We start from the raw sequence: 18,412 nt of genomic DNA on the forward strand, positions 1-18,412 counted from the left end.
CACCGGCAACCCCGCCCGAACCCGGCCCCAGAACGCCACCCGAACATCCCGCGGCAACCAACGACGACGTTTCCCAGCCATCACAACACCTCCACACCAGATGTTGCGACGACCGCTAGAACCCAAGACGTTCTAACGTCACTTACCACTCACGACCACCCCGACCCACTCGGTACCGCCACCCCTATCACTCACCTCCCACACCTTCGCCACCTCCGCATTTCCAGCAAGTCGCTTCTCTCGCGCCTTCCGGGTCCCAGCCTTCGCGGATCAGGATGGCCCGGACCTCGGCTGCCACTTCGCACGGTGAGTTGCGGACGTCCTGCCAGCCGTAGACGAGTCGTGCCCGTCCTGCCAGCTCGGCCGCGTTGTCGCGGCGACGGTCCCGGAAGGCGATGCCGGCCATGGCGTGGGTCGCGCGGCCGTCGAGCCGGATCGTCACCGCTGCCCCGTGCGGGTCGTAGGTGACGTCCTCCCAAAGCGTTTTGCCGTCCACTTCGATGGGGGTTTGCCGATTTCCGCGGGGTAGTCCGTGCTCGTCTTCGACCTTCTCCTTGTAGGCCACTTCGAGTGCCGACATCAGTCCGCCGCCGACGAGTGCGAGGCCGTATCGGATGGCGGGCCGATAGCGGAACGGTGGCCGCGCGAGTACACACGCCCGCATGGTGGCCACAGAGACCCTTGTCCGGCCGAGGAGATCGACGATGACGTTCGTCGCCTGCTGCGGTGTCCGCTGAGCGGTGGCCAGATCGAGGATCGTGTCCGTGACCCTGGTCCGTGGGGGATTCGTCCCGGCGGCGATGTGGGGCAATGCACGGGATCTGTGCACTATGACCAAGGGTTCCTGCGAGATCGCCGAGAAGGCGTACGGAACTGTGATTTCGACAGGTCCTTCGACGATCGGAAGAATTTTCCATTCTTCCGCGGCGGTGCGATGGCTCAAGATCGCGTAACCACTTCCATAGAGCAACGCGGCGTGGATCTTCGCCGAACGGGACAACCCGCCGGTGAACGTCGAGTAAACGCGCGGGAGAACCCGCTGCCAGCGACCGGCCGCGAGATTCGCCCTGATATCCGACATGGTGTGGCCGTAGGCGCGTAATTGCCGCCTCGAGACGATTCCATGCTGCTCGCCCAGCAGGACCGGCCAGCTCGGGCGTTGTTCAACTGGGATCGAGTCTCGCGACCAGCGTTTGTGAGTGGGCACCCTTCGACGATCGCTCCTGGGGCACGGTCGTGGAGTGCGTGGAGCGGATCTGTGGACAACCGGGTGAGCGGAGGGGTGGCTGTGGATAACTGGGTCGGGGTGGTCGTGAGTGGTAAGTGACGTTAGAACGTCACTTACCACTCACGACCACCCCGACCCACTCGGTACCGCCACCCCTATCACTCCCCTCTCCCTCCCCGCCCTTCTCCCTCCCCCCCCCGGGGCCCCTCCGCCCCTCCGCCCTCCGGCCCGCCTCAATCGGTACGAAACCCTTACGCCCGTCCTGTAGCGTTTCCTGCCCTTCGAACGATGAGTAATTCCCTTGCCGCACAGGCATTCCGCCAAAAGCAGGCGACTTGCGGACGGCGGTAACGAACCCGGTCCTCCAGCCGACCAACGGGCAGCGGAATGCGGCTGGAGGAATTCGTCATGAAGATCAGTGTCTTCGGGCTCGGTTACGTCGGTTGTGTGTCGGCGGCGTGCCTGGCGGGGCGTGGGCACGAGGTCGTCGGGGTCGACGTGAACCCGGTGAAGATCGACCTCATTTCCAGCGGCAAGGCGCCGGTGGTCGAGGAGCGCATCGGCGAGCTGACCGCGGAGGTCGTCGCCAGCGGCGCGCTGAGAGCGACCACCGACGTCAGACAGGCGATCGCGGACAGCGAAGTCTCCCTGATCTGCGTCGGTACCCCGTCGGCGCCGAACGGCAGCCTGTCGACGGCGTTCCTGGAGCGCGTGGCCGAGGAGATCGGCGAGGCGCTCAAGGCCAAGACCGAGCGGCACACCGTGGTCTTCCGCAGCACCATGCTGCCGGGCACCTGCCTCGACCTGCTGGTCCCCATCCTCGAGAAGTCGTCCGGCCTCACCGCCGGCGTCGACTTCGGGGTCGCGGTGAACCCCGAGTTCCTGCGCGAGGGCAGCAGCGTCAAGGACTTCTACGACCCGCCCAAGACCGTCATCGGCCAGCTCGACGCGGCCAGCGGCGACGTCGTCGCGGCGCTCTACGAGGGGCTTCCCGGCGAGGTCTTCCGCGTCGCGATCCCGGTCGCCGAGATGACGAAGTACGCCGACAACTCCTTCCACGGGCTCAAGATCGGCTTCGCGAACGAGCTCGGCGCCATCTGCCGCGCCTTGGGGCTCGACTCGCACCAGGTGATCGACGTCTTCCTGGCCGATCGCAAGCTCAACATCAGCCCCGCCTACCTCCGCCCCGGGTTCGCCTTCGGCGGCTCGTGCCTCCCCAAGGATCTGCGCGGCCTGGTCTACGCCGCGCACCGCGCGGACGTCGCCGTCCCGATCCTGTCGCACGTGCTGCCCTCCAACGACGAACACCTCCAGCGTGCCTTCGACCTGGTCGCGCGCACCGGGAAACGCAAGGTCGGGCTGTTCGGCCTGTCCTTCAAACCCGGCACCGACGACCTCCGTGAGAGCCCGCTCGTCGAGCTCGCGGAGCGGCTGCTCGGCAAGGGCTACGACCTCCGCATCTACGACGCCAACGTCAGCCTTTCGCGGCTGATGGGCGCGAACCGCGAGTACATCGAGGGCAGGCTGCCGCATCTCGGCCAGCTGCTGGCCGGCTCCATCGACGAGGTCCTCGACCACGCCGAGGTCTCCCTCATCGGCTGCAACGACCCGGACGTCCTCGCGGCGCATCCGGTCGGCGGCGGCCACACCATCATCGATCTCGTCCGCGTACCCGATGCTGACAAGCGCCGGGCTGAAGAGGGATATGTCGGTCTTGCCTGGTAAAGCTCTCATCCTCGTCGAGAACCTTTCCGTCCCCTTCGATCGCCGTGTCTGGCAGGAGTGCCAAACGCTCCGTGACGCCGGCTGGGAAGTCCACGTCATCTGTCCACAAGGGACGAAGCGGGACACCGAGGCCGAAGTCACCATCGACGGCGTCCACATCCTGCGGTACCCGCTGAAGGCCGCCACCGGCGGTCCGGCCGGGTACGTCCAGGAGTACGGCTCCGCGCTGTGGCACACGCTCCGCCTCGCCCGCAAGGTCGGCCGGGGCGGCAAGATCGACGTCGTGCACGCGTGCAACCCGCCGGACATGCTGTTCCTGGTCGCGCTCTACCTCAAGCGCCAGGGCGCGAAGTTCATCTTCGACCAGCACGACCTCTGCCCCGAGCTGTACCTCTCGCGGTTCAACCGCGGCGAGGACTTCCTGTACCGCGCGGTCTGCGCGCTGGAGCGCCGCACCTACAAGACGGCGAACGTCGTCATCGCGACCAACGAGAGCTACAAGGACGTCGCCGTGAAGCGCGGCGGCAAGTCGCCGGACGACGTCTTCGTCGTGCGCAGCGCGCCCGTGGTCGAGCGGTTCCACATGGTCCCGGCCGAGCCCGAGCTGAAGAAGGGCAAGCCGCACCTGCTGGCGTACCTCGGCGTGATGGGCCCGCAGGACGGCGTCGACTACGCACTGCGCGCACTCGCGTCCCTGCGTGACGAGGTCGGCCGCACCGACTGGCACGCCGTGTTCATCGGTTCCGGTGACGCCTTCGACGCCATGGTCGCGCTGTCCAAGGAACTGAAGCTCGACGACCAGGTCGAGTTCACCGGCCGGATCTCCGACGAGGACCTGCTGCGCTACCTGTCCTCGGCCGACGTGTGCCTGTCGCCGGACCCCCTGAACCCGCTCAACGACGTGTCGACCATGAACAAGATCATGGAGTACATGGCGATGAGCCGCCCGATCGTCTCCTTCGAACTGCGGGAGGCCCGGGTCTCGGCCGGAGAGGCCGCGCTGTACGCACCGGCGAACGACGAGCCGGAGTTCGCGAAGCTGATCGCGCATCTGCTCGACTCGCCGGAACAGCGGGCCGAGATGGGCGAGCTGGGGCGGGCGCGCGTCGCCGGTCCGCTCTCTTGGGAGAACTCCCAGAAAGCCCTGCTCGCGGCCTATGCGGCCGCGGTCCGTTGATCGACTTCCCGGTCGCGTTTTGAACAAGACTCGGGCAATCCTGTAACCAACGTCGTGGTCGGTCCGACGGGGTTGGTGATACGCCATCTGCGGCGGTGCCAGGCACCGATGGGAGATCCCGGCTTTGACTGACGACACGGTGCGCCTGTCCATGATCGGACAGGTTCTGCGCGGGCGATGGCGGACCTTGGTGGTCCTCGCCGTCCTCGGTGCCCTGGTCGGGGCGGGATCGTCGGTGATCCTTTCCCCCGGCTACCGCACCACGTCCAGCGTGCTGCTCCAGGGGCCGCGCGAGGCGGACGAACTGCTCACCCAGGCCGAGGTGGCGACCAGTTCGGTCGTGCTCGACCGGGCCGCCGCCGTCCTCGGCGACGGTGAGACCGGCGCCGAACTGCGGGACAAGGTGGCCACTTCGGTCGCACAGGGCAATGTCATCACCATCGAGGCCACCGGTGACACCGCCGAACAGACGCAGCGGATGGCCGATCAGCTCGCCCAGGAGTTCGTGAAGTACTCCACCCAGATCATCGCCGGTTCGGGCGACGCCGCGGTCCAGCTGGCGCAGGAACGCCGCGAGACGCTGCGGCAGCAGGTCGCGCAGACGAACCAGCGGATCAGCGAGCTCTCGGCGAAGGTCAACGAAGGCAAGACGACGGTGGAGAGCGTCCAGCTCCGCACCGAACTGCAAGGCCTGCGCTCGTCGATCGAGTCGGCGATGTCCAGCCTGAACGCGGCCGACACCGCGAGCGGCCTCGGCAACATGGTCGTCCTGGGTTCGGCCGAGCTGCCGTCCGCGGCCGCCGCGCCCACCTTGCCTCAGCTCGCCCTCGGCGGCGCGGCGCTGTTCTTCCTGATCGGCCTGTTCGGGCACCTCTTCACCGCCCGCACCGACCGGCGGCTGCGGGACGAGGAGGAGATCGCCGCGGCGCTCGGCGGCCCGGTGCTGGCCACCTTCGACGTCGTGGACGAGCGGCCCGCCGCGACCACCCTGCGGGCCAAGCTGCTGGGTGACGACCGGCCGTGGAACACCCCGCGGGTCGACGTCTTCGCCGACGAGGTCGACAACGACGTCCACTACCGCCGCCTGGTCTCGCGGCTCCCGCACCGGCGTTTGCTCGTGCTGACCGCCGACGGTGACCACGCCGGGCAGGCGGCCGCCGAGCGGATCGCCGGTCTCGCCGACCGCTGGTTCACCGTGGTGACGGTGTCCCCGAACCGGCCCGTCGTCGAAGACAACGACGCCGAAGGGGTCCTCGTCGTGTCGAGCCTCGGCTCCCGGTCCGACTGGGAGCTGGTCGGGATCGCCGAAGCCGTCGCCGACGCCGGCCTCGCCGTGGTCGGCACCGTGCTGACCCGCCCGGTCCGGCCGACCCGCACCCGGTCCGGCGCACCCACCCCCACCGACCACGAAGCACTGGCAGGTACAGCGTGACCAGCGCCGAAAAAGCGAAGTCCGAGCCGCTCATCGACCTGCAGCGGCTGGTCGTCTCGGTCCGCAGACGCCGCCGCCTGTGGCTGGCCACCGCCCTGCTGGGGCTGATCGCCGGCGGGCTGGTCGCGATGCTCCTGCCGTCGCCGCCCACTGCGGTGGCGCAGATCCTGGTGATCCACCCCGACGACTCGCCGACCGACAGCGGAACGCTGATGCGGACCGACGTCGCCGTGCTCCAGACGACGAAGATCGCCAACGAAGCGCTCAAGAAGCTGAACAGCACCCAGGCGCCGGAGGAGTTCCTCAAGGACTACGAAGGGCTGGGGCTGACGAACAACGTCCTCCAGCTGACGGTCAAGGGGAAGAGCAAGGACGAGGCCCTCGCCAAGGCCCAGGCGATCTCCGACGCCTTCATCACCGAGTACATCGCCCGCAACCAGGCGGCCGCGGCGGCGACTCAGAAAGCCTTGCTGGATCAGCGCAACCAGGCCCAGAACGAGCTCACCACGATCGAAAGCGGGATCGTCACCGAAGAGGCCAAGGGCCGTAACGCCAACCCGGCCCAGCTGGAGCGGTTCTACTCGCGCCGGGCCGAGCTGAACTCGAAGATCTCCGACTACGACGGCCGCGCGCAGGAGGCGGGCATCGGCACGCCGAAGGTCGCCGCCGGGACGCAGATCGTGGACGCGCCGCGGATCCTGCCGCGTTCGCTGCTCAAGACCCTCGCCACCGACGCCGGGATCGGCTTCGCGCTGGGACTGCTGGCCGGGCTGGCGCTCGCGGCCGTCACGAGCGTGGTGAAGGACCGGCCGGTCCTGCGCCGTGAGATCTCGCGGCACCTCGGCGCCTCGGTCATCGCGCAGCTGCCGAAGCCGCCGCGTTTCCTGCGGGCCTCGCGCGCGGCCGCCCGGCGCAAGCGGGTCGCGGCGACGCTGGTCCGCGCCGTCCGCAAGGAGGGCGGTTCGGTGTCGGTGCTCGACCTCGGCGCCCGCAAGGTCACCGCCGCGCTCGCCGTCGACATGGCACGCGAACTGGCGGAGAAGGGGCCGGTCTCGATCGTCGACGACCTGCCGAAGGCGAACCTGCGCGAGCTGGCGGGTGACGGCCAGATCCAGGTGCTCGACCGCGGCGACGCGCCCGCGTCCGGTAAGGAGCGCCGGATCGGCGTCGGCTCGATCGAGCCCGGCACGGCGTGGACCGATCTGGAATTCCTCGGCGAGGAGGCGATCCTCGTCGTCCGCACCGGGCACGCGAACACCGAATGGCTGCACACCGTCGCGCGCCAGCTGGCCGACCGGCGCATCCCGATCCTCGGTGTCGTGGTGGTGGATCCCGATCCGCGCGACCACACCGACGGAACGCTGTGGGACGGCCTGCACACCGCGCTGCGCGGACGCGGCAGCGCACTGCCGGAGCCGCTGCCCGTGCCCGCGCGGCCGGTGGCGCGCGCCCGCCCGGTCGTGCCGGAACGCATGCCGATGCCCGAGCGCAAGGTCGTGCCCGAGCGGGTCGCCAGGCCCGCGCCGAAACCGGTCGAGATGTTCCCCGAGGAGGACGCCCCGGTGCGGCGGCTCTCGCGGGTGGCGCCGGTCGAGACGGACGCCGAACGCACCGTCGAGCGGGTCCTGGAGCCGCCACGGGAGAAGAAGAGCGCGCGACGAAGGCCTCCGACGCCGTACAAGCGGCCCGAAGACCACGACAACGCGGATCAGCCGACCAAACGATTCTCGCCTGTGTCACCGGATAACGCCGAAGCGCTTTAGGGAGCGAACCAGATGTGCGGCATCGCAGGGGCCTATTTCTGGCCGGACGGGGGACCGCTCACCGATCGGCTCACCAAGATCATCGCCCATCGCGGACCGGACGGTTCGGGGCGATACGACCACCGTGCCGGCGAAGGAGATGTCCACTTGGGACACCGGCGGCTGTCGATCGTCGACCTGACCGACACCGGCGCGCAGCCGATGGTCAAGGACGGCCTCGCGCTGACCTACAACGGCGAGCTGTACAACTCGCCGGAGCTGCGCAAGGAGCTCGAAGCCACCGGAGTGCGGTTCCGGGGGACGTCCGACACCGAGGTCCTGCTGGAAGCCTGGCGCGCGTGGGGCACCGACGGCCTGCACCGGCTGCGCGGCATGTTCGCGTTCGGTGTCTTCGACGAGCGCACCGGCGCCTTGACGCTGGTGCGAGACCAGCTGGGCATCAAACCGCTGTTCATGGTCCGCCGGGGCAAGGGCGTCGCGTTCGCCTCCGAACTGAAGGCCCTGGCCACCGAACTCGGCGGCTCGCTGACCGTCGACGACACCGCGCTCGTCGCTTCCCTGCTCTACTACTGGGTTCCGGACGGCCGGTGCGCGTTCAGCGAGGCCGAGAAGCTGCCCCCGGGCAGCTGGGCGCGGTTCCGGCCGAACGGTGACGTCGAACGCGGCACCTTCTGGTCGCTGCGCCAGGTCGCCGAGGAAGGCGCCGCGTACGAGGGCGAATTCGACCTCAACGCCGTCATCGAGGACTCCACGCGCAAGCACCTGATGGCCGACGTGCCGGTCGCGACCTTCCTCTCCGGCGGCCTCGACTCCAGCTACCTGACCGCGCTCGCCGCGCGCGAACAGCCGGGGATCTCCGCGTACACCATCGGTTTCCGGGCCGAGGACGCGAAGTTCGAGGCGATGCCGGACGACCTCATGTACGCGAAGAAGGTCGCCGCGAAGTTCGGTGTCGACCTGCACGAGATCGAGATCGCGCCGCAGGTCCTCGACCTGCTGCCGCGGATGACCTACCACCTCGACGAGCCGATCGGCGATCCGGCGGCGATCAACAGCTACCTGATCTGCACCGCCGCCCGTGAGGCAGGCGTCAAGGTGATGCTTTCGGGGATGGGTGCCGACGAGCTGTTCGCCGGGTACCGCAAGCATCTCGCGAACAAGATCGCCGTGCAGTACCAGCGGGTGCCCGGCCTCGTCCGCCGCCCGGTCGAGTCCCTTGTGGACAGACTGCCGGTGGCGACGTCGAAGCGTGGGTTCCGGTCGGTCCGGTTCGCCAAGCGGTTCCTCTCGTTCGCGGAACTGCCGGAGGAGACCGCGTTCCGGCGCAGCTACACGATGTACGACCAGGCCGAGCTCGCCGGGCTGCTGAACCCGGATCTCGCGGGCGCCGTCGACGACGTGATCACCGAGCACGCGGACACCTATCACGACAACACGTTGACCGACTTCGTGAACCGCATGTGCCTCGCCGATTCCCGGCTCTTCCTGCCGGGGCTGAACCTCGCCTACACCGACCGGTCGAGCATGGCGGCCTCCACCGAGGTGCGGACGCCGTTCGTCGACATCGAGGTCGTGAAGGCCGCGTTCCGGATCCCCGGCGACAAGAAGATCGTGAAGCGCCAAGGGAAGATGGCGCTCAAGGAAGCGGCGCTCTCGATCCTCCCCGCCGAGATCGTGCACCGGCCGAAGGGCCTGTTCAGCGCACCGCTGCGGGCTTGGATGAGCCGCGACCTCGCGCCGTTGGTGCGCGAGGTGACGAACGAAGGTGAATTGGTGAAGGCCGGGTTCCTCCGTCGTGAGGCCCTGCAACGGCTCGTCGACGAAGACGCGTCCGGGCAGCAGGACCGGTCCAAGCATCTCTGGCACATCTTGACCCTCGAGTACTGGTATCGCGGCGCCGTCGAGGCCCGCGCGAACGCAGCTTCCTAGGAGCGACGTGAAGCAGGTAGTGCAGAACTACAAGAGCGGGGAGCTGGCGCTCCTCGACGTCGAAGTACCCGCGTGCAAACCGGGAGGTGTGCTGGTCCGCACCGCCTATTCGCTGATCTCCACCGGCACCGAGATGATGAAGGTCTCCGAGGCGAGCCTTTCCCTGGTGGGCAAGGCGAAGGCGCGGCCGGACCAGGTCGCGAAGGTGATGCAGAGCGTCGCGACCAACGGGCTCGGCGCCACCTACCGCAAGGCGATGAACAAACTCGACTCGTACACGCCGCTGGGCTACTCGCTGTGCGGTGTGGTCGAGGAGGTCGGCGCGGGCATCCACGACGTCGCCGTCGGGGACTACGTGGCGTGCGCCGGGAACGAGCACGCGCTGCACGCGGAACTGAACTGGGTGCCCAAGAACCTGTACTCCAAGGTGCCCGACGGCGTCGACCCGCGGCACGCCGCGTTCGGCACGGTCGGCTCGATCGCGATGCAGGGCGTCCGCCAGGGCGAGCCGCAGATCGGCGACATCGCGCTGGTCATCGGGCTCGGCCTGATCGGCCAGCTGGTCGTGCAGCTGCTGGTCGCGTCGGGTGTCCGCGTGGTCGGCGTCGACCCGGACCCGGGGCGTTGCGCGCTCGCCGAACAGCTCGGCGCGCTCAAATGCGGTGACCCGGGCTCCGGCGTCATCGACACGGCGGTCGCGGAGATCAGCGCCGGGCACGGCGTCGACCAGGTGTACCTCGCCGCGGGTGGCAGCACCAACGAGCCGGTGGAGCTGGCCGCGAAGCTGGCCCGCGACCGCGGCCGGGTGATCGACATCGGCAAGTGCTCGCTGAACCTGCCGTGGAACGCCTACTACGAAAAGGAACTCGACGTCCGGTTCTCCCGTTCGTACGGCCCCGGCCGCTACGACCCGGAGTACGAACTCGAAGGCCGCGACTACCCGATCGGCCAGGTCCGCTGGACCGAGCGCCGCAACCTCGAATGCGTCGTCGACCTGATGGGCAGCGGACGTCTCGACGTCGAGCCGCTGATCTCGCACACCTCGGACTTCTCCGACGCCGTCGAGACGTACCGGAAGTTGAACGAAGGCGAACTCAAGGCCGTCGCGGTGCTGTTCGAGTACGAGAAGCACGCGGCCGCCACCACGGAGCACGTCACCTCGGTTTCCGTCCCGAAGCCGTCGACGGTTCGCGCGGCGCCGAAGGCCGGAGGGGTGCGGGTCGGGTTCATCGGCGCGGGCAACTACGCGTCCTCGATGCTCCTGCCGCATCTGGCGGAGATGGAGCACGTCCACCTCACCGAGGTCGTCACCACCTCCGCGCTCTCGGGCGCGAACGCCAAGCGCAAGTTCGGTTTCGCCCGCGCCACCACCGACCTCGACACGATGCTCGAAGACTCCGCGATCGACGCGGTGTTCATCGTGACCCGGCACAGCTCGCACGCCGAGCTGACCAGGCGGGCGCTGCTCGCGGGCAAGGCCGTCTTCGTCGAGAAGCCTCTCGCGCTCTCGGAGAAGGAACTCGAGGTCGTGCTCGGCGCGATCGAGGAGTCCGGCAACGACCGGCTGCAGGTCGGCTTCAACCGCCGGTTCGCCCCGCTGCTCAACGAGTCGGTGCTCCACTTCGGCCCGCGGATCGGCCCGGCCTCCGTGCGGTACCTGGTCAACGCCGGTCAGCTCGACGCCGGCAGCTGGTACAACCAGGCCGACAGCGAGGGCTCGCGGTTCGCGGGCGAGGGCGGTCACTTCATCGACACGGTCAGCTGGCTGCTCGGGTCCGACCCGGTCTCGGTGTACGCCACCGCGACGCCCGGCCACCAGGACCTGCAGATCCTGCTGCGCTATCCGGACGGCTCGACCGCGTCGATCGCGTACACCACCAGCGGTTCGTCGGCGTTCCCCAAGGAGACGATCGACGTCACCGCCGACGGCAAGGTGCTGAAGTTCGACGACTTCGCGCGCGCGTCGGTGTTCGGCCGCAAGAAGTGGGCCAGCTCCCGTATCCCCAAGGGGCGCGACAAGGGGCAGGCCGCCGAGCTCGAAGCGTTCGTCAACGCGCTCAAGACCGGGGTCGCGATGCCGGTTTCGGTCGACTCCCTCGTCTCGACGACGCTGGCCACGCTCGCGGTCAACCGCAGCCTCGAAACCGGCGCGCCGGTGCGGATCAACGCCAAGGAAGGTCTGGGCTGATGGATCCGTCCTGGTACCTGCGAAGACTGTCGCGGATGGGGCCCGCCGAGATCGCGGGCCGGGTCACCGACGTCGTGCGCAAACGCCAGTGGCGCGGGGTCGCCGGGGACAAGGCGGCCTGGCTGCCGGACCGCCGGTTCGCGCCGGTGCCCGGTGACGAGGTCCTCGCCGCCGTCTCCGGTGAAGCGGTGAAGGATCTGCTCGTCACCGCCGACCGCCTGATGGACGGCCGCGCCGAGTACTTCGGCGTCGAACGGGAAGACCTCGTCGACCCGGATTGGTCGTTCGACCCGAAGACCGGCCGCCGCGCGCCGTCCGATGTGTACTCCTTCGACATCCCTTATCGGAGCGAGGACGCCGTCGGCGACATCAAGCAGATCTGGGAGCCGTCGCGGCACCAGCACCTCACCGTGCTGGCCGCCGCGTACGCCCTGACCGGCGAAGACCGGTACGCCGAGCGGGTCGCCGCGCACCTGAAGTCGTGGTGGGCGGCCAACCCGCCGATGCGCGGGGTGCACTGGCTCAGCGGGATCGAGCTCGGCATCCGGCTGCTGTCGTGGGTGTGGGTCCGGCGGCTGCTCGACGGCTGGGCGCCCGCCCCGGCGCTGTTCGAGGACAACCCGGTGGCGCTCGACCAGATCTGGCACCACCAGCGCTGGCTGGCCGCGTTCCCGAGCCGGGGTTCGTCGGCGAACAACCACGTGATCGCCGAGGACGCCGGGCAGCTCGCCGCCGCCTGCGCGTTCGCCTGGTTCCCCGAGTCCGGTCAGTGGCGGGACGCCGCGCTGGCGTCGTTGGACAAGATGCTGCGGCACAACACCTTTGACTCCGGACTCAACCGCGAACTTGCCACCGAGTACCACGGACTCGTGCTGGAACTGGGGCTCGCCGGGGCGCTGGAGGCGAAGGCCGCCGGTGTCGTGGTGCCCGAGTCGACCTGGCTCGTGCTGCTCCGGATGACCGACGCACTGGCGTCCATTGTGGACAATCGGTTGCGTCCGCCCCGGCAGGGAGACGCCGACGACGGCTTCGGCCTCATCGTCGATGGCGACGAGACGAGCCGCTGGGCTTCGCTACTCAACACCGGCGCTGTCCTTTTCGGACGGTCGGACTGGTGGCCGGAGGTGCGCGGAGGAGATGTCCGCACGCCGCTCTTCGCCGCACTGGCCATGGACATCCAGGTCGCCGCCCCGCGTCCGGCGCGGCGACGGGACGACTTCACCGACGCCGGGATGACCATCCTGCGCGACGGCGAGATCTGGGCCCGGTGCGACGGGGGCCCGCACGGCTTCCTGTCCATCGCCGCCCACGCGCACGCGGACGCGCTCTCGGTGGAGGTCCGGCACGACGGCGTCGACATCCTCGCCGACCCGGGGACCTACTGCTACCACGGCGAACCGAAGTGGCGGTCGTACTTCCGGTCCACGGCGGGACACAACACGCTCGAACTCTCCCGCGCCGACCAGTCCGTCTCCGGCGGTCCTTTCCTGTGGACGAAACACGCGGTCACCACCGTGATCGCGGCGGGGACCCCGTCGCGCTGGAGCGCCGAACACGACGGCTACGCCCCGGCGGTCCACCGGCGGTCGGTGGAACTGGAGGACTCGGTGCTGCGCGTTCTCGACGAGGTCCGCGGTGGCGAGGCACAGCACTGCCGCCTCGCGTTCCACTTCGGCCCGGCCGTCGAGGTCACGCTTTCCGGCGAGTCGGCGGAGCTGTCGTGGACGGTCGACGGCCGAAGCCGGAAGGCGTCGCTCGTGCTGCCGCCGGAACTGCAGTGGTCGGCGCACCGCGGCGAAACCACTCCGCCGATGGGCTGGTACTCGGTGGGCTTCGGCCGTCGCGAACCCTCGTGGACCCTGCTCGGCAGCGGGCTCGCCGCCGACGGCGCCGCGTTCACCACGGCGCTCACCTTCGATTCAGGTAACGAGGATCCCCCATTGTGATCGCACGACCGCACCGCCTCCGCCGGGCGGCACTTCTGGTGCTGCTCGGCCCGCTGGCGCTCACCGCCTGCACCACCCCGGCCGACCAGGCCGGACCGGGACCGGATCCGGCCGAGGCGCCGTCCGGTTCGGTCGCGCAGGTGTGCGACAAGCTCCCGGCGGGACCGGCGGAAGCGCCGGCGGGGGCGGTGAAGATCGACCCCGCGGTGCCGGGCGACCTCGCCGCGAAGACCCGGGCGAACCCGGCCGGGACGACGTTCTGGCTGGCACCGGGGACGCACAAACTCGGCGACGACCGCTACGACCAGGTCAACCCGAAGCAGGGGAACGTCTACCTCGGCGGGCCGAAAGCGGTCCTCGACGGCCGGAAGATCAACCAGTACGCCTTCTCCGGCAACGCCACCGACGTCAAGATCCAGTACCTGACCGTCCAGGGCTTCGCCGCGCCGCACGACGAGGGCGTGGTCAACCACGATTCGGCCGACGGCTGGATCATCGAGCACAGCGCCGTCCAGGACAACGACGGCGCGGCGCTGATGGCGGGCGCGCGGCAGCAGGTCCGGGGGAACTGCCTGCGGCGCAACGGGCAGTACGGGATGAACGCGTACGCGCAGAGCAACGGGATCACCGGTCTCGTCGTCGAGGGCAACGAGATCTCCGGGAACAACACCGGCGACTGGGAAGCCAAGATCGACGGCTGCGGCTGCACCGGCGGGATCAAGTTCTGGTCGGTCAACGGCGCGGACATCACCGGCAACTGGGTGCACGACAACCGCGGCGTCGGGCTGTGGGCCGACACGAACAACAACGACTTCCGCATCGCGGGCAACGTCATCGAGAACAACGACGGTTCCGCGCTGATGTACGAGACCAGCTACAACGCCGTCATCACCGGCAACACCATCCGCCGGAACAACTGGGTGGACGGCAAGGGCTACATCGACCGCGGCGACAGCTTCCCGGTGGCGTCGATCTACATTTCCGAGTCCGGCGGCGAGCCGAGGGTGAAGGCACGCACGGACAAACTGGAGATCTCCGGCAACTCGTTCGAGAACAACTGGAACGGCGTCACCCTGTGGGAGAACTCCGACCGGTTCTGCAACAGCCCGGCCAACACCTCGTCCGGCTCCTGCACGCGACTGGTACCCGAGCAGGGCAAATGCGCGCAGCCCGCGATCGCGGCCGGCGCGCTGAACGCCGACTGCCGGTGGAAGACCCAGCGCGTCGAGATCCACCACAACCGGTTCGCGCTCGATCCGGCCGTCGCCAACTGCGAAGAGAGCTGCGCGCGGATGGCGATGCTCGCGAACTTCGGCACGTTCCCGGAGTGGTCGCCGTACAAGGGCGAGGTCGTCCAGCGGGCGATCACCTTCGACCAGGGCAACCGGCTCTACGACAACACCTACTCCGGGCCGTGGAACTTCGTGGCCTTCGAGCCGAGCCGGGTGCTGGGCTTCGGCGAATGGCAGGGTTCGCCGTACCGTCAGGACCAGGGCAGCAAATTCACCCGCGCGGGAGGTGGCTGACATGCTCGATCCCGCGGTGCGTCCCGCGGCGGCGATCCGTACCGGCATGCCCAAGGCCGTCGGCATCGCCTGGACGTTGCTGATCATCAACACCCTGGGCTCGACCGGGGCGAAGACGGTCATCCCGCTGCCGAGGTCGGTCAGCCAGCTGATCACCATGGGCTCGCTGGGCGCCGCGTTCGTCATCGCGCTCGCCCTGAACAGCAAGCTGCGCATCAGGCCCAGCGCGTACCTCTCCCTGCTCACGTTGCTGCTGGTGCTGAGCGTGGTCGCGAGCCTGAACCTGGAAGGCGGGTTCGGCGCGCTGTTCCGCTGCTTCCGGTTCACCCTCTTCCTCAGCACCCTGTGGTTGCTGACCCGCTGGTGGAACGGCGGCCTCGACCTCGTCCGCACGCATATTCGCGCCTATGGCGTGGTGCTGGTGACGGTGGTGATCGGGCTCGCGCTGAGCCCGGGCAACGCGATGCCGTTCGAATACGGCGGACGGCTCACCGGGACGCTGTGGCCGCTGACCCCGCCGCAGGTCGGCCAGTACGCGGCCATCGTCATCGGCCTCACGACCCTGTTGTGGCTCAGCGGGAAGCTGGACCGGCGGAACGCGCTGATCGTCATCATCCCGTCGTTCGGGATCCTGCTGCTGACGCACACCCGCACCGCGATGCTCGGCCTGGTGGCCGGGACCATCGTGGCGCTGATGTCGCAGTGGATGTCCAGTGCCCGCGCCCGCAAGGTGTTCACCGGGCTGGTCCTCGGCGGGGTGTTCGCCGTGGTGGTGCTGGGCGGGCTGCTGCAGACGTGGTTCCTGCGAGGGCAGTCCGAGGAGAACTTCTCCAGCCTCACGGGCCGGGCGAAGGTGTGGGACTCACTGCTCGGCGCGCCGCGGACGACACTGGAGTACCTGTTCGGCGTCGGCCTGACCGACAAGTCCTACGACGGTCTCCCGATCGACAGCAGCTGGCTCGCGGTCTACCACGAGCAGGGCTTCGTCGGGATCGCGATCGTGGCGGCGTTCCTGCTCGTGCTGGTGGTGGTCGCGGTGCTGCGGCCGCCGTCACCGGCGAGGGCGTGCGCGATCTTCCTGATCACCTACTGTCTTTCCGCCTCCTACACCGAGGCGGGCCTCGGCGACGCGTCGCCGTACCTGCTGCACCTGGCCTTGGCCGCGTCGCTGCTGGTGCGTGCGCCCGCCGAAGAACCCGAGTTTCTCAAGGAGCCCGCGTGAAGGTCCTCGTGATCCACAACCGGTACAGATCCGAGCAGCCGAGCGGCGAGAACAACGTCGTCGACCAGGAGGTCGCGCTGCTGGGTGAGGCCGGGCACGACGTCAGCCTGTTCGAAAAGCGCAGCGACGACATCGCGGAGATGTCCTTGCCGCGCAAGGCCATCGTCCCGCTCCAGGTGCCGTGGAACCGGGCCGTGCGCGCGGAGCTGGCCAGACGGCTGGCCGACGACCGGCCGGACATCGTCCACATCCACAACACGTTCCCGCTGCTGTCGCCGTCGGTGCTGGCCGCGTGCGCCGACGCCGGGGTCCCGACGGTCGCGACCGTGCACAACTACAGCCTGATCTGCCCGCCCGGCACGCTGTACCGCGAGGGCTACATCTGCACCGACTGCGTGGGCCGCAAGCCGATCCCGGCGGTGCGGCACGGGTGCTACCGCGGCTCGGGGCTCGCCACCGTGCCGATGGCGGCGAGCCTGGTGCTGAACCGCAATCGCTGGTGGACCGGGGTTTCACAGTTCTTCTGCATCTCGAAAGCCCAGCGTGAGGTGCTGATCGCCGCCGGGATGCCCGCCGAACGGCTCGCGGTGAAGTACAACTACGTCGCCGATCCGGGCAAGACGCGCAAGGGCGCGGGGGAGCACGTGCTGTTCCTCGGCCGGATCACCGCCGAAAAGGGCATCGGCCTGCTGATGACGGCCTGGGACCAGCTCGCCGCGGTGGGCGGGCCCCTGCCGCCGCTGGTGATCGCCGGCACCGGCCCGATGCAGGACGAGGTCGCGCGCTGGGCACACGGCCGCGACGACGTTCGCTACGTCGGGCTTCAGTCCAAAGAGGAATGCCGGGACCTGATCGCCCGCTCGAACGCCGTCGTCGCCCCCTCGGAATGGCTGGAAGCGTTCGGGCTGGTCGTGGTCGAGGCGATGGCCGCCGGTGTCCCGACGGTCGCCGCGGCCCACGGCGCCTTCCGCGAACTCGTCGAAGACGGTGTCACCGGCCTGCTGCACGAACCGGGGAACCCCGAATCGCTCGCGGCGCGGCTGCGCGAGATCGTCGGCGACGCCGAACGGAACCAGGAGATGGGCTGGGCGGCCAGGCTGGTGTACGAACAGGAGTTCACGCCGAAGGTCGGTCTGGAACGACTTGTCGGCGGCTACCAGGCCGCGATCGACGCGTGATCACCGGTCCGCCCGCACTCCCACCGCGGGCGCGGGTCCCGCTCTGGACTCTGGGCGCCTTCGGCTTCGTTGTCGCCCTCGTACTCGCCCTGCGCTACGCCGGGACCTCCCACACCGCCGGACTGGACGCCCTCGTCCTCCCCGTCGTCGACCGGGTCGAAGGGCCGCTCTGGTACCTGGCGACCGCGATCGACTTCGCGGGCGAACCGGTGGGCGCGATCATCGTCATCGCGCTGTTCGGCTGGCTGTGCCTGCGGCACCGACGGCCGCGGACGGCGATCCTGCTGGTGGCCGCCTCCGGGGTGACCGTGGCACTGACCACCGGCCTGAAACCCCTGACCGGCAGGCTGATCCACGGCGAATTCCTCTCGTACCCCAGCGGGCACACGGCCTTCGCGGTGACGGTGGCGACCGTGGTCGCTCTGCTGGTGATCGACGTACGCGGTCTCGGGCCTCTTGGCGGGGCCGGGGTGTTGGTGGGCCTGGTCGCTTTCGCGGGCCTCGCGATGGGGTGGGCCGAGGTGGCGCTCGGGGCGCACTATCCGACGGACACCTTCGGGGGTTTCGGGGTGGCTGTCACGGTGGTGCCGGTGGTGGCGTGGGCGGTGGACCGGCTCACGCGGCCCGCCTGACGTCCGGGCGAGGGCGAGCCTGCGCGGTCCGGAACGCGGCTTGAAGCTCGCGCTCGACCTCGTCCGGCTCGGTGCGCAGCCGGGACGGAAGTGTCTGCAGCACGACGATCCCGGCGGCGACGTATCTCGCGTTGCGGGCGACGGTGGCGCGATGGTCTTCGAGGTTCGCGTGGTGGCGGTAGGAATCGATCTCCCAGGCGAAGGCGATCTCGTCGCACCAGAAGTCCGGGGTGGCGATGTAGTTGCCGTTCGCGTCGAAGATCGGGACGTTCCAGTGGCCTGGCGGGAGACCGGATCTTCGCCAGAGACGCCAGGCGTCGGCCTCGGCGACGGATCTCGCTCCGGCGAGGAGTGGGGCCAGGGCCTTCCTGGACAGCGCTGTTCCGGTGCGGCCGGCTTGGTCTAGTTCGTGGGTGAGCATTTCGGGGGTGCAGAAGCGGCGCTGGACCGACTCGGCCATCAGGGC

13 protein-coding genes are annotated in these 18,412 nt (G+C 69.1%); 11 read left to right on the plus strand and 2 right to left on the minus strand.

Annotated elements, in window-relative coordinates:
- Positions 1-187: 187 nt before the first annotated feature.
- On the minus strand, positions 188-1,207 hold the full coding sequence (locus tag ACLJPX_RS33015; RefSeq protein ID WP_410604356.1) for a hypothetical protein: 1,020 nt from the start codon (positions 1,205-1,207) through the stop codon (positions 188-190).
- A gap of 429 nt (positions 1,208-1,636) precedes the next feature.
- On the opposite strand from ACLJPX_RS33015, the gene ACLJPX_RS33020 reads away from it, so the two are divergent.
- The 11 genes from ACLJPX_RS33020 to ACLJPX_RS33070 all read left to right on the plus strand — a co-directional run bounded on the left by ACLJPX_RS33020 (position 1,637) and on the right by ACLJPX_RS33070 (position 17,946).
- Positions 1,637-2,953 carry a nucleotide sugar dehydrogenase gene (locus ACLJPX_RS33020; protein ID WP_410604357.1) on the plus strand — a complete coding sequence of 439 codons (1,317 nt, stop codon included), beginning with the start codon at positions 1,637-1,639 and terminating at the stop codon, positions 2,951-2,953.
- The gene (locus tag ACLJPX_RS33025) at positions 2,934-4,130 is read left to right on the plus strand and encodes a glycosyltransferase family 4 protein (protein WP_410604358.1); all 1,197 of its coding nucleotides are present in this window, start codon (positions 2,934-2,936) and stop codon (positions 4,128-4,130) included. The genes ACLJPX_RS33020 and ACLJPX_RS33025 overlap by 20 nt, the downstream gene beginning before the upstream one ends.
- Before the next feature lie 151 nt (positions 4,131-4,281).
- On the plus strand, positions 4,282-5,562 hold the full coding sequence (locus ACLJPX_RS33030) for an exopolysaccharide biosynthesis protein (protein WP_410604359.1): 1,281 nt from the start codon (positions 4,282-4,284) through the stop codon (positions 5,560-5,562).
- A complete protein-coding gene (locus ACLJPX_RS33035) occupies positions 5,559-7,325 on the plus strand; it encodes a Wzz/FepE/Etk N-terminal domain-containing protein (protein WP_410604360.1) in 1,767 nt (588 codons plus the stop codon). The genes ACLJPX_RS33030 and ACLJPX_RS33035 overlap by 4 nt, the downstream gene beginning before the upstream one ends.
- A 12-nt stretch (positions 7,326-7,337) precedes the next feature.
- Positions 7,338-9,254: an asparagine synthase (glutamine-hydrolyzing) gene (asnB, locus tag ACLJPX_RS33040; protein ID WP_410604361.1), complete on the plus strand. Its 1,917-nt coding sequence runs from the start codon at positions 7,338-7,340 to the stop codon at positions 9,252-9,254.
- A 7-nt stretch (positions 9,255-9,261) separates the two neighbouring features.
- Positions 9,262-11,442: a bi-domain-containing oxidoreductase gene (locus tag ACLJPX_RS33045; protein WP_410604362.1), complete on the plus strand. Its 2,181-nt coding sequence runs from the start codon at positions 9,262-9,264 to the stop codon at positions 11,440-11,442.
- Entirely contained in the window at positions 11,442-13,388 is a 1,947-nt protein-coding gene (locus ACLJPX_RS33050; RefSeq protein WP_410604363.1) for an alginate lyase family protein, read from the plus strand. Before ACLJPX_RS33045 ends, ACLJPX_RS33050 begins: the two co-directional genes overlap by 1 nt.
- The gene (locus tag ACLJPX_RS33055) at positions 13,385-14,914 is read left to right on the plus strand and encodes a right-handed parallel beta-helix repeat-containing protein (RefSeq protein ID WP_410604364.1); all 1,530 of its coding nucleotides are present in this window, start codon (positions 13,385-13,387) and stop codon (positions 14,912-14,914) included. Before ACLJPX_RS33050 ends, ACLJPX_RS33055 begins: the two co-directional genes overlap by 4 nt.
- A gap of 1 nt (position 14,915) precedes the next feature.
- Positions 14,916-16,136: an O-antigen ligase domain-containing protein gene (locus tag ACLJPX_RS33060; protein ID WP_410604365.1), complete on the plus strand. Its 1,221-nt coding sequence runs from the start codon at positions 14,916-14,918 to the stop codon at positions 16,134-16,136.
- A complete protein-coding gene (locus ACLJPX_RS33065) occupies positions 16,133-17,314 on the plus strand; it encodes a glycosyltransferase family 4 protein (RefSeq protein WP_410604366.1) in 1,182 nt (393 codons plus the stop codon). The genes ACLJPX_RS33060 and ACLJPX_RS33065 overlap by 4 nt, the downstream gene beginning before the upstream one ends.
- Positions 17,311-17,946: a phosphatase PAP2 family protein gene (locus ACLJPX_RS33070; protein WP_101612089.1), complete on the plus strand. Its 636-nt coding sequence runs from the start codon at positions 17,311-17,313 to the stop codon at positions 17,944-17,946. The genes ACLJPX_RS33065 and ACLJPX_RS33070 overlap by 4 nt, the downstream gene beginning before the upstream one ends.
- Here the strand turns inward: ACLJPX_RS33070 and ACLJPX_RS33075 are convergent.
- Positions 17,930-18,406, minus strand: coding sequence for a hypothetical protein (locus ACLJPX_RS33075; RefSeq protein WP_410604367.1), 477 nt, complete (start codon positions 18,404-18,406; stop codon positions 17,930-17,932). The two genes, ACLJPX_RS33070 and ACLJPX_RS33075, sit on opposite strands and share 17 nt — an antisense overlap.
- Between the last annotated feature and the right edge of the window lie 6 nt (positions 18,407-18,412).

This window comes from Amycolatopsis sp. lyj-90, assembly GCF_046549035.1.
In the GTDB taxonomy this organism is placed as follows: domain Bacteria; phylum Actinomycetota; class Actinomycetes; order Mycobacteriales; family Pseudonocardiaceae; genus Amycolatopsis.